Source organism: Aestuariivirga sp. (assembly GCF_037139295.1).
In the GTDB taxonomy this organism is placed as follows: domain Bacteria; phylum Pseudomonadota; class Alphaproteobacteria; order Rhizobiales; family Aestuariivirgaceae; genus Aestuariivirga.
This window is the reverse complement of the sequence record NZ_JBAXGR010000027.1, coordinates 1-14,318: the sequence shown is the minus strand read 5'-3', so window position 1 is coordinate 14,318 and position 14,318 is coordinate 1. Positions and strand designations below refer to the sequence as shown.

The 14,318-nt window shown below is 63.9% G+C and carries 14 protein-coding genes; 4 read left to right on the top strand and 10 right to left on the bottom strand.

The window, feature by feature from the left end; all coding sequences use genetic code 11:
- Nucleotides 1-20 precede the first annotated feature (20 nt).
- Entirely contained in the window at nucleotides 21-524 is a 504-nt protein-coding gene (locus WCJ41_RS09300) for a DUF1993 domain-containing protein (protein ID WP_336905575.1), read from the bottom strand.
- 13 nt (nucleotides 525-537) lie between these two features.
- On the bottom strand, nucleotides 538-1,740 hold the full coding sequence (locus WCJ41_RS09295) for a pyridoxal phosphate-dependent aminotransferase (protein ID WP_336905574.1): 1,203 nt from the start codon (nucleotides 1,738-1,740) through the stop codon (nucleotides 538-540).
- Between the two features lie 108 nt (nucleotides 1,741-1,848).
- Between WCJ41_RS09295 and WCJ41_RS09290 the strand changes: the two genes are divergently transcribed.
- Complete coding sequence (locus WCJ41_RS09290) at nucleotides 1,849-3,030, top strand: FAD-dependent monooxygenase (protein ID WP_336905573.1); 1,182 nt, start codon at nucleotides 1,849-1,851, stop codon at nucleotides 3,028-3,030.
- Nucleotides 3,031-3,102: 72 nt separating this feature from the next.
- Nucleotides 3,103-3,675: a hypothetical protein gene (locus WCJ41_RS09285; RefSeq protein ID WP_336905572.1), complete on the top strand. Its 573-nt coding sequence runs from the start codon at nucleotides 3,103-3,105 to the stop codon at nucleotides 3,673-3,675.
- 22 nt (nucleotides 3,676-3,697) lie between these two features.
- Here the strand turns inward: WCJ41_RS09285 and WCJ41_RS09280 are convergent, their stop codons facing one another.
- The 5 genes from WCJ41_RS09280 to WCJ41_RS09260 form a co-directional block, all read right to left on the bottom strand.
- The gene (locus tag WCJ41_RS09280; protein WP_336905571.1) at nucleotides 3,698-5,392 is read right to left on the bottom strand and encodes a solute carrier family 23 protein; all 1,695 of its coding nucleotides are present in this window, start codon (nucleotides 5,390-5,392) and stop codon (nucleotides 3,698-3,700) included.
- Between the two features lie 127 nt (nucleotides 5,393-5,519).
- A complete protein-coding gene (gene rlmJ / locus WCJ41_RS09275; protein ID WP_336905570.1) occupies nucleotides 5,520-6,368 on the bottom strand; it encodes a 23S rRNA (adenine(2030)-N(6))-methyltransferase RlmJ in 849 nt (282 codons plus the stop codon).
- Nucleotides 6,365-6,715: a DMT family protein gene (locus tag WCJ41_RS09270; protein ID WP_336905569.1), complete on the bottom strand. Its 351-nt coding sequence runs from the start codon at nucleotides 6,713-6,715 to the stop codon at nucleotides 6,365-6,367. Before WCJ41_RS09270 ends, rlmJ begins: the two co-directional genes overlap by 4 nt.
- 15 nt (nucleotides 6,716-6,730) lie before the next feature.
- Nucleotides 6,731-7,618 (bottom strand): hypothetical protein, encoded by an 888-nt coding sequence (locus WCJ41_RS09265; RefSeq protein WP_336905568.1) that lies wholly within the window; start codon nucleotides 7,616-7,618, stop codon nucleotides 6,731-6,733.
- Between the two features lie 65 nt (nucleotides 7,619-7,683).
- On the bottom strand, nucleotides 7,684-9,012 hold the full coding sequence (locus WCJ41_RS09260) for an acetyl-CoA hydrolase/transferase C-terminal domain-containing protein (RefSeq protein WP_336905567.1): 1,329 nt from the start codon (nucleotides 9,010-9,012) through the stop codon (nucleotides 7,684-7,686).
- Nucleotides 9,013-9,136: 124 nt separating this feature from the next.
- Between WCJ41_RS09260 and uvrB the strand changes: the two genes are divergently transcribed.
- Both uvrB and WCJ41_RS09250 read left to right on the top strand, forming a co-directional pair.
- A complete protein-coding gene (gene uvrB, locus WCJ41_RS09255) occupies nucleotides 9,137-11,431 on the top strand; it encodes an excinuclease ABC subunit UvrB (RefSeq protein WP_336905566.1) in 2,295 nt (764 codons plus the stop codon).
- A 110-nt stretch (nucleotides 11,432-11,541) separates the two neighbouring features.
- Nucleotides 11,542-11,742, top strand: a complete 201-nt coding sequence (locus WCJ41_RS09250) for a hypothetical protein (RefSeq protein WP_336905565.1) — start codon at nucleotides 11,542-11,544, stop codon at nucleotides 11,740-11,742.
- A gap of 454 nt (nucleotides 11,743-12,196) precedes the next feature.
- Here WCJ41_RS09250 and WCJ41_RS09245 read toward each other — a convergent pair whose 3' ends face one another.
- From WCJ41_RS09245 to WCJ41_RS09235, 3 genes are all read right to left on the bottom strand, one after another.
- Nucleotides 12,197-12,952, bottom strand: coding sequence for a hypothetical protein (locus WCJ41_RS09245; protein ID WP_336905564.1), 756 nt, complete (start codon nucleotides 12,950-12,952; stop codon nucleotides 12,197-12,199).
- A gap of 43 nt (nucleotides 12,953-12,995) precedes the next feature.
- Nucleotides 12,996-13,175, bottom strand: coding sequence for a hypothetical protein (locus tag WCJ41_RS09240; protein ID WP_336905563.1), 180 nt, complete (start codon nucleotides 13,173-13,175; stop codon nucleotides 12,996-12,998).
- 185 nt (nucleotides 13,176-13,360) lie between these two features.
- Nucleotides 13,361-13,858, bottom strand: a complete 498-nt coding sequence (locus tag WCJ41_RS09235) for a CPBP family intramembrane glutamic endopeptidase (protein ID WP_336905605.1) — start codon at nucleotides 13,856-13,858, stop codon at nucleotides 13,361-13,363.
- Nucleotides 13,859-14,318 lie beyond the last annotated feature (460 nt).

Here is a 14,318-nt window from a genome sequence, read left to right as displayed (position 1 = left end):
GTTTGTTCTTGCGGGTACGCTTACTGACCGCCTGCCAGGAAATCCGGCTTGCCCAACTCGATCCCGTTGTGGCGGAGGATGGCATAGGCCGTTGTCAGGTGGAAGTAGAAGTTGGGCTTGGCCCAGGTCTCCAGGTAGGCGGCGCCCTTGAAATCCAGCTCGCGAGGGCCGGCCTTGATGTGGATGTCCCGGGTCTCCGCGCCATCGAACTGTTCGCGCTTCAGGCTGGCGAGGAACTCCACCGTCCGGGCGATCCGGGCCTGCAGGTCCTCGAAGCTCTTTTCCTCGTCGGCGAAGCTCGGCACGGCGATCCCAGCAAGGCGCGCACCCGCGCCCTTGGCGGCATCGGACGCGATCTGCACCTGGCGGGTGAAGGCGAACATGTCGGGGAAGAGGCGGGCGTTGAGAATGATCGACGGATCGATCTTCCTGGCCGCGCAATGGGCCTCTGCCTTCTTCAGGATCGCCGAAAGCGAGCCGAGAAAGTGGACGAAGAGGGGAACGGAAGAGTCATAGATGTTCATGGGTCTGGCTCCTTCAGCGCAGGTTGCCGCAGAAACGCTGGATGCGCTTGCAGGCGTCTTCTAGGGTTTCCGTGCCCGTTGCATATGAAATTCTGAAGAAGGGCGACATGCCGAAGGCCGCGCCATGGACGGCGGCGACACCTTCTGCTGCGAGGAGCTCCGTCACAAAGTCTTCATCGTTGCGGATGACGTTGCCCGACGGCGCGGTCTTGCCGATGCAGCCCGTGCAGGAGGGATAGACGTAGAAAGCGCCCTCCGGCGTCGGGCACGAGAGGCCCTTTGCCTGGTTCAGCATCGACACCACGAGGTCACGACGTTCCTTGAACACCTTGTTGTTGTCGTCGATGAAGCCCTGCGGTCCGTTGAGCGCCTCGACGGCGGCCCACTGGGCGATCGACGACGGGTTCGACGTCGACTGCGACTGCAGCTTGCTCATTGCCTTGATCAGCTGTTCCGGCCCCGCGCCATAGCCGATGCGCCAGCCGGTCATGCAGTAGGACTTCGACACGCCGTTCATGGTGAGCGTGCGGTCATAGAGCTTCGGCTCCACCTGCGCGGGCGTGGTGAACTCAAAGTCGTCATAGACCAGGTGCTCATACATGTCGTCCGAGAGCACCCACACATGCGGGTGCTTCAGAAGCACATCCGTCAGGGCATTCAGTTCGGCGCGCGAGTAGGCAGCACCCGAAGGGTTCGACGGCGAGTTGAGGATCAGCCACTTGGTCTTGGGCGTGATCGCCTTCTCGAGATCGGCGGCCTGCAGCTTGAAGCCGTTCTCGACCTTGCCCTCGACGAACACAGGCGTGCCGCCGGCAAGCATCACGATGTCCGGGTAGCTCACCCAGTAGGGCGCGGGCACGATCACCTCGTCGCCCGGGTTGACGGTAGCCATCAGCGCGTTGAACAGCACCTGCTTGCCGCCCGAGCCCACCGACACTTGGGCGACCTTGTAGTCGAGGTTGTTCTCGCGCTTGAACTTGTCGACGATGGCCTTCTTGAGCTCCGGGATGCCGTCGACGGGGGTGTACTTGGTCTTGCCCGCCTGGATCGCCTTTATGGCCGCGTCCTTGATGTTCTGCGGCGTATCGAAGTCAGGCTCGCCTGCCGCCAGGCCGATCACGTTCTTGCCCTCGGCCTTCAGCTGCATCGCCTTGTTGGAAATGGCGATGGTGGCGGACGGCTGGATGCGGTTCAGCGAATCGGAGATGAAGCCCATGGCGATAACCTTTCGATTTTTCGGGCTAAATAGGCTCAAGCAGGCCCCGGGGCAAGCCACAATCCGCCGCATCAACGGCAGGGCCGAAATGGGCTAGAAACCCATCCCATGAACGACCAACCCTTCCTCATCGCCGGCGGCGGCATCGGTGGCCTGGCGGCAGCCCTCGGTCTGGCCCGGCAGAGCCGGCCGGTGCGGCTGTTCGAACAGGCAACAGGCTTCGAGGAGATCGGCGCGGGCCTGCAGATGTCGCCCAACGGGGTGCGGGCCCTGAAGGCGCTGGGCGCCTGGGAAGCGGTGGAGCCCTCCTGTGTCATCCCCTCCGAAATCCATGTGCGGGACGGCCTGTCCGGCGCCATCCTGCAGCGCATCCGGCTGGGCAAGACCTTCGAGGAGCGCTTCGGCGCCCCCTATCGCGTCTGCCACCGGGCGGACCTGCTGGCGGGCCTCGTGACCGCCGCCAAGCGCAACTTTGCCATAGAACTGAATACGGGCAAGCGCGCCACTGGCGTTGAGGACATGGGCGAGGCAGCCCGCCTCGGCTTCGCCGACGGGTCCACCGCCAGGGGCGCTGGCGTGGTGGCGGCGGATGGCATCCGCTCCACCCTGCGCGCCGCCGTGGCGGGTGAGGTTGCCCCCACCAAGCGCGGCGTGATCCTCTATCGCGGCCTCATGCCGCTCCAGCGCGTGCCGCCGGAGATCGAGGCCGACTGCGTGACGCTGTGGCTCTGCCCCGGCGCGCATGTGGTGCATTACCCGGTTTCCAACTGGCGCAACTTCAATGTCGTCGTGGCAGTGGACGGCACGCTCCCTGACGAGGGCTGGAAGACGCCTGCCCATTCGGGCGAGGTGCCGAAGCGGCTTCCCGGCGTCTATAGGGAACTATCCCTGCTGCTGGCCGCACCGGCCTCGTGGACACGCTGGCCCGGAACCGACCTGGGGGCACTGCCGCAGTGGACCAGGGGCCGCGTGGCCCTGCTGGGCGATGCCGCCCACGCCACCCTGCCCTTCCTCGCCCAGGGCGCCGTGATGGCGCTGGAGGATGCCGTGGTGCTGGCACGCGAAACCGCGCGCGGGCCAGACCTGCCCGAAGCCTTCCGCGCCTATGAGCGCCAGCGCCGCGAGCGCACGGCAAAGATCCAGGAGCAGTCGCGCAGCATGAGCCGCATCTACCATGCCTCGGGCGTGGTGGCGGCAGGCCGCAACCTCACGCTGCGCCTGTCTGGCCCCTCTTTCGCGCTGGGGCGGCTCGAGTGGATCTACCGCTGGACGCCGGACGCCACGGGCTGATCACCAAATCGTGTGGAATGACCGGGCGCCTGGCTGCGTATCATGATCAGATCCACATTCCGGGAGGACACCATGTCTCGCATCGTACCAGTCGCCCTTGCAGCCCTGATCGCACTTGCAGCCCCGGCCTTCGCCGCTGGCGGCAGCGACGGAAGCAGCGGGGGCAGCAGCAGCGGCGGTAGCAGCTCAGGCAGCGGCGGCGGCAACGCCTCGCCCACCACCAAGGGCTGCAAGGCGGGCCAGGTGTGGAACAAGAAGACCAAGAAGTGCGTGAAGGCCCAGTCCGGCATCCTGCCCGACGAGGAGCTTTACCAGCAGGGTCGCGCGCTGGCCAAGGAAGCACGTTATGACTGGGCCATCGAGGTGCTCTCCACCATCCAGGACCAGCAGGACCCGCGCGTCCTCAACTACCTCGGCTATTCCAACCGCAAGGCGGGCCGCCTCGAGATCGGCATCAGCTATTATTCGAAGGCTCTGGCCATCGACCCCAACTTCAACCTCGCGCGCGAATATCTGGGCGAAGGCTACCTTGCGGCAGGCCGCACCGACCTCGCCATGCTCCAGCTGGAAGCGATCGCCAAGAGCTGCGGCACGACCTGCGAGGAATACCAGGAGCTGAACGCTGCGATCACCGCAGCGCACTGAACGGGGGCAGAAGACCTCCGCCTCAGCACTCGAAGGCCATGTTCAGCTGTTGCTTGCCACCGGAGAATGAGACGCTGGAGTAGTCCGACAGCTTGCGGACGATCCATCCGCCCATCTGCATGACGCCATCCGGCTTGTCCGTCAGGTCGTCGACGGAGGGCATCTTGCCGGGCAGCACAAGCGGGCGCCCCTCATAGGCAAACCGCATGACGAGTGCGAGCTCGTTGTAGGTGATGGTGCAGTCGATGGGGCCCTTGGCGACGTTGTCGAGCAGTTCCAGTGTCTCGTTCATCGCGGCTGCGGCGCGTGTCGCCGTCTGGCGGTGCATGCCCCAGCGCTCGCCCAGGGTCTTGAGGATTTCATCCGAATTCGCACCAGCACCTGGCCCCGCGAAGATCATCTTCTCCGTCTGCTTGATGCCGATGCGCATGAAGAGGTTCAGCACGATGGCCACGATGGTGGCGAAGGTCATCGGCGCCAGCACATGCTCGATCGAGGTTCCGGCGAAACGTGAGGTCAGCGTGGGTACCGACTGCAGCAGCACGCCCGCGCCAACCGAGAGCCCGATCACCAGCGCGCGCCGCGGCGACAACATGCGCGACAATGCAAGCTCCGCACCCGACACGATGAAGTAACACGCAGCGTAGAACAGGATGCCCGCCACCACGGCATCCGGCAACGACAGCACGTTCTTCAACGCCAGCGGCACGAAGGCAACGCCGATCAGAATTGCGCCCGCCGCCATGGCAACAGCGCGCGAGGTGACACCGGTGGCATAGGCAAGGCTGAGGTTGGCCGACGACATGCCCATGGCCGCGCCACCAAGAGCGCCGGAGATTGCCGTGAACAGGCCCGAAGCCTGAAGGCCCAGTGACATCTTGCGGAAGTCGGGGCGGCGCCACTCGGCATCGTCCAGCCGCTCGGTGCCGATCAGCACGCCGAGTTCATCCACCACGTTGACGAGCGCCGCCACCACAGCGAGATAGACGAGGCCGATGCTGAAGGTGAAGCCCGGCAGGTGGATCGAGGGCAGCGCGAAGGCAGGCACATCGAGCGCCGTGCTGGTCTCACCGAACTGCCAGATTCCCAGCGCGTAAGCGACGATCATGCCGGCAACGCAGCCCAGCAGCAGAGAGAAGAAACGCGCCATGCCCCTGAGCCACACCGAACCGGCCGACGCCACGGCCAGCGTCACCAGCGCCGTGATGAGGCCAGCGCTCTCCACATGCATGAAGGTCTTGTCCACCGACTGCGTGACGATGCCGCGCAGCGTGCCGGGCAGCAGCGAGACGCCGAGCATGATGACGACGACGCCGCACACTTCCGGCGGGAAGAACACGCGCAGCCGCCGCACCAGCGAACCGAAGACGAATTGAACGACACCCGCTGACAGCAGCAGCACCGCGATGCCTGCGGGCCCTTCGGTGAGCCCTGCCGCGATGATGAGCGGAATGTAGATCGGGTTGGGATGGAAGACGATGAGCAGCTTCGATCCGAACCGCGCCTGCAGCAGGGTGGCAAGGCCGCAGACCAGCAGCGTGGTCGACAACATAGCAAACTGATCCGCCGCCGAGAGGTTCAGCGCCTTGGTGATGATCACCACGTAGACGAGGTTGATAAGGACGATGGCCGAATGCTGGAATGCCAGGATGGCGGTCGAGAGCGGCGGCGGCGTTTCGTCGTTCGCAAATTGCAGATATGTTGGCCGCTTCGCCATCAGTCATTCACCCCGAAACCGGCCACTCTGCGGCGGCCTTGATTGCGGGGCAGATAAGCATGGCGGCAAAAACCCGGCCAGCGCGATGTGGCATCAGTCACATTCAGTTTCGGTGAGATTGGCAATCTCAAGTCGGCCTATTGAGCCATGAGACATCGGCCTGTCCCCAGCTGCCCAGTCCCAGTCGCGCGGCCAGTGCAGGCACCAGCAGCTTCAGCTCCTCATCGAGCTTCCATGGCGAATTGAGGATGATGAGACCTGAGCCCGCGAGCCCGCCGCCGCTGAAGGCCTCACGCACTCGCATCTCGACCTTTAGCGTGCCGGGAAGGCCGATGTCCTTCGCACCCGCCAGCACCGTCTCGGCGGTGGCGTCGGCTTTCATCGGATACCACACGACGAACACCCCTTGCGCGAAGCGGCGCACGCCCTGCTCCAGCATGCGCACCGTTCTCTCCGGTTCGGTCTTCACCTCGTAGGGCGGGTCGACGAGGATGACGCCGCGCCGTTCGGCGGGCGGCAGCTTGGCCTTGAGGCAGGTCTCGGCATCCATCGAGATGACGTCGCAGCGCGGGTCGTGCAGATACTGCTGCTCCAGCGCGATGGCATCCTGCGGGTGCAGCTCGTTGGCGATCAGCCGGTCATTGGCGCGCATCAGGCGGAGCGAGAGTTCAGGCGAGCCCGGGTAGTAGCGCAAGGCGCCGTCCGGGTTGATCGCGGCGATCACTGCGCGATAGGGCGCCAGCAGCGCCTCGATCTCCGCACTGAAGGGTTCAGCGAGCTTGGTCACGCCGCCTTCCCATTCGCCGGTCTTGCCTGCCTCGACGCCACCAAGGTCATAGAGCCCGATCCCGGCATGGGCGTCGATGACGCGGAACGGCTTGTCCTTCTTCTTCATGTGCTCGATGAGGCGCGCCAGCACAGCGTGCTTCAGCACGTCGGCGTGGTTCCCCGCATGATAGGCGTGACGATAGTTCATCCACGGAACACGAAGAAGGCACCAGCACAGATCAGCGAAAAGCCGATGATGTGGTTCACGGTGATGGCCTGGCCCAGATAGAACACCGAGAAGATCGAGAACACGACGAAGGTGATGACCTCCTGCATGGTCTTGAGCTCGGCAGCATTATAGACCTGATAGCCAATGCGATTGGCCGGCACCGCCAGCCAGTATTCGAAGAAGGCGATGCCCCAGCTGGCCATCACCGCCGCCCACAGTGGCTTGTTGGTATAGTGCAGGTGGCCATACCACGCGAAGGTCATGAACACGTTCGACGCGATGAGCATCAGGATGGGAAGCACATAGGGCGACATCAGGGACGGCATTGGCTCAGCTTTCGTTCACTTGAGGCGGATGGAGGCGAGGTCGATCATGGTGCCGTCCTGGCCGAGGTTGGCGTAGAGAACACGGTCAGCGTGGTCCTTGTTCACCATGAAGAAGCCGACCGAGTCGGCGTCGTAGCCGAGCTTGCCGCAGGGCGGCTCCGGCACCTGGACCTGCACTTCCTTGTCGAATTCTTCCTTGAGCTTGCCGGTGGGCTTCACCTGCCACGCGGTCCAGCCCGTGGGCGTGGGCTGGTCGTTGACCTGCGCCATCTGGCATTCGTCCTTGTCGAAGATCAGGCCCTGCTGCTTCAGCGTGGCGAGAAGCGCTGGCGGCCCGCCAGCCTCATGGAACTGCTGCAGCACGGTGTAGGGCTCGCCATCATTCACGCGCAGCGCGAAGCGGTCGGTCTTCTCGTCATAGGTGACGCCCCACATGCCGGTGTCGAACTTGCAGGTCTCGGTCCACAACCCGATGTCCTTGCCCTGCCGCCACACCCAGCTGCAGGCGGTCTTGTCGGTCGAATGGAAGGGAACCGGCGAAGCGCCCTCCACCGGCTCATGCGGCGCCACCCGCACGCTGACGTCGGCCAGCGGCACGCAGATGTCGCCGCCGCCATCGGGCGAGGCGAAGGACGAAAGCCCCGGCGCATCGGCCTCCAGCCCCTTGCCCTGGCCATAGAGGCAGAGCTTGCCGTCCTTGAGGCCATAGACGATCACCCCGTCGATATCGGCCTTGGCCAACCGGTCCTTGGCGAAGGCATCGGAGAAATGCACGTCGATCTGCTTGCCATAGGCGGCGCGCATCTCCGGCAGCGCCTGCGTGGCGGGCACCAGCGTGTCGTCCGCCGCGGCGGACGCAGCGAGGCAGGACAGGCCCAGCACGGCGGGAAGAGCATGTTTCATGGGGCGCTCTCATGCCAGAAGCCGCGGGCCTTGGCTATTGGCGGAACCACAGTGCAGCGAGGTCGCTACAGGAACCCGTGGCGGGGCACCAGGTTGGCCTCCCGCGCCTCGCGGGCCAGGTCCTCCTGGAAGTCCGGATGGGCGATCGAGATCAGCGCCTTCGCCCGCTCCGGGATGGACATGCCCTTGAGGTTCACCGTGCCGAACTCGGTCACCACATACATGGTGTCGGCGCGCGTGGTGGTCACCGTGGTGCCGGACGGATGCGCCAGCACGATGCGGCTCTTGCGGTGGCCCTTGCGCTCATAGGTGGACGCGAGGCACACGAAGGACTTGCCGCCCCTGGACGCATAGGCGCCGCGCACGAACTGCGCCTGGCCGCCCGTGCCTGAGATGTGCCGGTGCCCGTCGGACTCGGAGGCCGCCTGCCCCGCAAGGTCGATGCTCGTCGTGTTGTTGATCGACACCACATTGTGGTTCTGCATGATGTGGAACGGCAGGTTGGTCTCGTCCACCGGCAGGCTGAGGAAATCGGCGTTGCGGTGCACCGTGTCATAGAGCGTCTTGCGGCCCAGCCCGAAGGTGAACACCGTCTTGCCCGGATGCAGCTGCTTGCGCGCATTGGTGATCTGGCCGGACCTGTAGAGGTCGATGATGCCGTCGGTCAGCATCTCGGTCTGCACGCCCAGGTCCTTCAAGCCGCTGGCCAGCAACTCGCTGCACACGGCATTCGGCATGGCGCCGATGCCGATCTGCAGGCAGGCACCATCCTCGATGGCAGACGCAATGCGGCGGCCCACGGCGCGGTCCACCTCGTTGGGCTCGCTGTTGGGAAGCTCGGGCAGCGGGCCGCTGCCGCCGTCGATGATGTAGTCCACCTCGCTCACATGCACGCCGTTGCGCGGGCCCTGCACATGCGGCAGCGTCTCCGTCACCTCGACGATCACCACGCGTGCGCGCTCCACCACGGCGCGCATCCATAGGTTCGAGAGGCCGAAGTTGAAATAGCCATCGGCATCCATCGGCGCGGTGCGGAACACCGCAATGTCCACCGGATCGTTGAAGCGGCGGTAATAGTCGGGGATCTCGCCCAGGTTCACCGGAATGTACCAGCAGCGCCCGGCATCATGCATGCGCCGGTCATAGGCGGAGAAGTGCAGGCTGAGCCACATCAGGTGCCGCGCCTCCGGGTCGGCGTCCAGCACGGCACGCGGCTTCAGCGTGATGCAGCTCCTGACCTTCAGCCCCTCCATGCCCGTCACCAGCGGCCCCAGTGCGGCGTCGAAGCCATCGGGCTGGCCCAGCACCGCGCCATAGTCGAGCCACATGCCGGATTTCACCAGTGCGGCGGCCTCCGCCGCGGTAATGGTCTTCGGGGTCTTGCCTGCTGTCATGAATCGCGCCTCCAGCGGCGCATTTCAGCACAACCCGCGTCAATCGAAGAGTGAGAAATATCTCAGGGATGGCGGACATGCCGCCCTTCCCCCCTCTGCCCCGCCACCCTATATTCCCCCCATCATGGGACATTCACGCCAGGAAGGCGGATTCGCGGAAGCCCCGCAGCCGCTCGATTTCGACTCCGCCGAATCCATCACCGGGGGCCTCGGCCCCCTGCGGCCGGAATTCGTGCCGCTGCCCACCTTCACCCCCGTCAAGCCGCCCAAGCCCCCGAAGTCGGACGGCGGACGCCCCTTCAAGTCGGTGTCCGAGTTCGAGCCGAAGGGCGACCAGCCCACCGCCATCAGGGAACTGGTCAACGGCGTCAACGCCCATGAGCGTGACCAGGTGCTCTTGGGCGTCACCGGCTCCGGCAAGACCTTCACGGTGGCCAAGGTGATCGAGGCCACCCAGCGCCCGGCCCTCATCCTCGCGCCCAACAAGACGCTGGCCGCCCAGCTCTATGGCGAGTTCCAGAGCTTCTTCCCCGAAAACGCCGTGGAGTATTTCGTCTCCTACTACGACTACTACACGCCCGAGGCTTACGTGGCCCGGAGCGACACCTACATCGAGAAGGAATCCGCCATCAACGAGCAGATCGACCGCATGCGCCACTCGGCCACGCGCTCGCTGCTGGAGCGTGACGACGTGATCGTGGTGGCCTCCGTCTCCTGCATCTATGGCATCGGCGACGTCGAGACCTATTCCGCCATGGCCTTCCAGCTGAAGAAGGGCGACCGCACGCCCCAGCGGCAATTGCTGGCCGACCTCGTGGCCCTTCACTACAAGCGCAATGACGGGAACTTCGTGCGCGGCACCTTCCGGGTGCGCGGCGACACGATCGAGCTCTTCCCCTCCCACTTCGAGGACCGCGCCTGGCGCCTCTCGCTGTTCGGCGACGAGATCGAGTCGATCTCCGAGTTCGATCCCCTGACCGGCCAGAAGATGGCGGAGCTGGAGCAGATCAAGATCTATTCCAACTCGCATTACGTGACGCCCAAGCCCACGCTGGAACAGGCCGTCTCCCGCATCAAGAACGACTTGAGGCTCCGCCTTGCCGAGTTCAACAATGCCGGCCGCCTGCTCGAAGCCCAGCGCCTCGAGCAGCGCACCATGTTCGACATCGAGATGATGATGGCCACCGGCTCCTGCGCCGGCATCGAGAACTATTCGCGCTACCTCACGGGCCGCAAGCCCGGCGAGCCGCCGCCCACCCTGTTCGAATATCTGCCGGACAATGCGCTGGTCTTCATCGACGAGAGCCACGTCACCATCCCGCAGATCGGCGGCATGTTCCGCGGCGACTTCAACCGCAAGGCCACGCTCGCCGAATATGGCTTCCGCCTGCCCTCCTGCATCGACAACCGGCCGCTGCGCTTCGAGGAGTGGGACGCGATGCGCCCGCAGACCGTCTGCGTCTCGGCCACGCCCGGCAAGTGGGAGCTGAACCAGACCGGCGGCGTCTTCGCCGAGCAGGTCATCCGCCCCACCGGCCTCATCGACCCGCCGGTCTTCATCCGCCCGGTGAAAACCCAGGTGGACGACCTCGTGGCCGAGTGCAAGGAAGTGGCGCTGAAGGGCTATCGCATCCTCGTCACCACGCTGACCAAGCGCATGGCCGAGGACCTGACGGAATACATGCACGAACAGGGCATCCGCGTGCGCTACATGCATTCCGACATCGACACGCTGGAGCGGATCGAGATCATCCGCGACCTGCGCCTCGGCGCCTTCGACGTGCTGATCGGCATCAACCTGCTGCGCGAGGGCCTCGACATTCCGGAATGCGCCCTCGTCGCCATTCTGGATGCCGACAAGGAAGGCTTCCTGCGCTCCGAAACCTCGCTGGTGCAAACCATCGGCCGCGCCGCCCGCAACGTCGATGGCCGGGTGATCCTCTATGCCGACAAGATCACGGGATCGATGGAACGCGCCATCGCGGAAACCGACCGCCGCCGCGAAAAGCAGGTGGCCTACAACACCGCCAACAACATCACGCCGCTGTCGATCAAGAAGAACATCGGCGACATCCTGAAGAGCGTCTACGAGCGCGACCACGTCCGTGCCGACGCCGGCCTGATGGAAGACGGCGCCCCCCTCATCGGCCACAACCTCGTGAAGGTCCTCGCCGAACTCGAAAAGAAAATGCGCGAAGCCGCCGCCAATCTGGAGTTCGAGGAAGCCGCAAGGCTCCGCGACGAGGTCAAGCGCCTCATGGCCGTCGAACTCGCCGTCATCGACGACCCCACGGTGCGCCAGTCCAACATCAAGGACGCCACGGCCTCATGGCCGCAGCCGAAGCCCGGCGACAGGAAGGCAAGCTCGAAGGCGGGCAAACCGGGAACGCGGGCTTATCGGGGGCCGAAGAGGAAGTAGCGTCTTCCGCGCGCGCCACCCCCTCCACCCGTCATCCCGGCGAAGGCCGGGATCCAGCTTCGGCCCTCACCCGGTGGAAACCATTCACCGTCCGTGCTATTCACCCCTCCATGACCAAGCTCGAGAAAATCGAACAGGACATCGCCAGCCTCACCCCCGGCGAAGTGGCCAAGCTCGCCCGCTGGTTCGCCGAATTCCACGCCGATGTGTGGGACAAGCAGATTGCGGCCGACGTTGAGGCCGGGCGTCTCGACGGGCTGGCGGACCAGGCACTGGCCGCCCACCACGCAGGCAAGACCCGCCCGCTGTGACGCATGTCGCGTCACCGGATTTCTGGCGGCTCTACGATCAGTTGCCGGAAAACGTCAGGCGGCTTGCGGACAAGAACTTCGAAATTCTGAAAGCCGACCCGCGCCACCCCTCGCTCCGGCTCAAGAAAGTCGGCCGCTACTGGTCCCACGAGGATCGGAGACAGCTACCGCACGCTGGCCGTCGAGTCGCCCGATGGCCTCATCTGGTTCTGGATCGGCACCCACGCCGACTATGACCGGCTCATCGGCTGATCTCCGCCGCAAGACTGCGCGACGAGGTCAAGCGCCTCAAACCCGCCGTCATCAAAAACCCCACCGCCCGCCATTCCAAGATCAAACACGCCACCGCCTCATGGCCGCAGCCGAAACCGGGCGACCGCCGGGCGAGCTCGACGGCAGGCAAGCCGGGGACGCGGGCGTATCGGGGGCCGAAGAGGAAGTAGCGAGCGGTCAATCAAATTCTGGATTTCATTTTATGAGCATTGCTATGCTCTGCAATGCGTAACTCGAGCTCATCATCATCAAAGATTTTATTGAGTTGAGCGGCCCTCATTAGTTCAGGATAAGTTATTGGGCCCTGACGGATATCATCCGCCAGAAATCTCGCAAATTCGTAACAGCGCGCGACCCTCGCCTGCAATTCTAGATGCTCCACGATACAGCGCCTCACAGTCTCCACTGAAACAAAGCTAGAAAACCGGATCTTAGCATCCACTTTTGCGTCGTCGAGTCGTGAATGGTAAACTTGGAACTTAGATATCAACTCAGCAAGACCTCTTGTGAGGCGAAGCGGCGCAACTTCGATGACTTCTTGAATCTTCTCAAGTGAGTTGTGAGGAAATTCTGCAGGGTCAAATGGGTCAGTAACAATTTGATCATTCAAATCACTGCCAGTCACGGGCGGTAATACTGACCGCAACCTCATCACTGTTAATTGGGAATACTCTGTGAGTTCGCTAAGGGAAAATGGGAGCATTGCCCTAGTAGAACGCAGCCTATCCTCGCGCCTTCTCGATTCCGTCCACAGAGCGGCTGAAACAGTTATTGCAGCGGCTAAAACTGCTATTAGCGCGCCGATGAGTGCTTGGTAGTGATCCACCCACTCACTGGGATTGTTCTGGCCTCCAATTGCTACCAATTGAAAAGCACTCACTGCGCCGAGCGCGAGCCCTAGGGCGAACCACAGAATCGAAGCATCCTCTAACTTCATGCTAACCCTCGTCACAGCAACTCGCCAAAGGCGACACCTATGCCTACGCAGCCTTCCTGAAGAACTTGAGGTAGATGTAGAGCGCCACGAGCGGGAGAACCGCGATCCTCAGATCGACACCGGTGAGGACGCTCACGTCGCTCACCATCTGCCACAGGCCAAAAATCGCAACGACGGTGATCAGCCACGGTAGTGCGGCTTTCATGCGGGGTGTCATCTTCATGGGGATCAGGAGGCTCCGACCTTGATCAGAGTCAGATGTCGGGCGCTCCAGCTAAAGTCAAAGTATTTTATCTACGTGCAGCGGAGCAATCGATTTTATTTCAATGCGTGCCAGCCAAATGCGTCGCAGCCGCCCAAAGCTGGACCCCGGCCTTCGCCGGGGTGACGCCCGTCAGGGGTGGCCCCTCACCCCCGCTTCCGCAACACCCGCCACCACAGGGCCACGCCCGCGATCACGTTGACCAAAATCCCCAGCGGGATCAGCAGGCCGAAATCCGCGGACCACAGCCCGCCGAGGAACTGCACCATGTCCCACAGGGCGTGGTAGGTGATGACCGGCACGAGGCTGTTCACCCGCAGGGCGAAGCAGGCGATGACGAGGCCGAAGGTGAAGGTGAGCACCAGCTGCGCCAGCATGTTAGGCAGCGGCAGGAAGGCCAGCACGTTCACCGAATGCAGGCTCGCGAAGAGCGCGGCGGAGAGCAGGATGGCCCGGCCCGTGCCAAGCGCGGGCAGTGCGCCCTTCAGCACGATGCCGCGGAACACCAGCTCCTCCGAGAAGCCGACGAGGATCGTCGTCACGATGACGGCCAGCACCAGGGCGGAGAGCGAGATGGCGCCGGTGAGGAACAGGCCTAAGAACAGCGCCGCGATGACGCGGAAGCTCGGCACCAGCCACCACATGCCGCGCCAGTCCACAGGCCCGAAGCCGCACTGCCAGTCCCCGAAGATGCGGCGCGCCATGACCAGCGCATAAAGGCTCATCACCACCTCGAAGGGCAGCAGCACCAGCGTCATCTCCGGCGTGCCATATTCAATGCCGAAGACAGGGCCCGAGGTGAACATGGCGACGCCCATGATGGCGATATAGCCCAGCGCCGCCAGCACGGCGGGCTTCAGGCGTGTGCGGTGTTCCGGCATGTGTCCCCCTGTGGAGTGGGCGAGCGCCTCGCCATCCGGCCTCTCGGCAAAGACGGCCACTACGGCGTCTTCTTCGCCTCCCACCTCATCGCTTCAATCGACTTGACGGAACAGTAACGTGTCAGCCATGTCTCCGAACAGGCGTCAACCATGTCCCAGGTCCAAACACTCGACCCGGGCATCCTTTTCTGTGCCACCCAAAAAAGATGGCCGGGACAAGCCC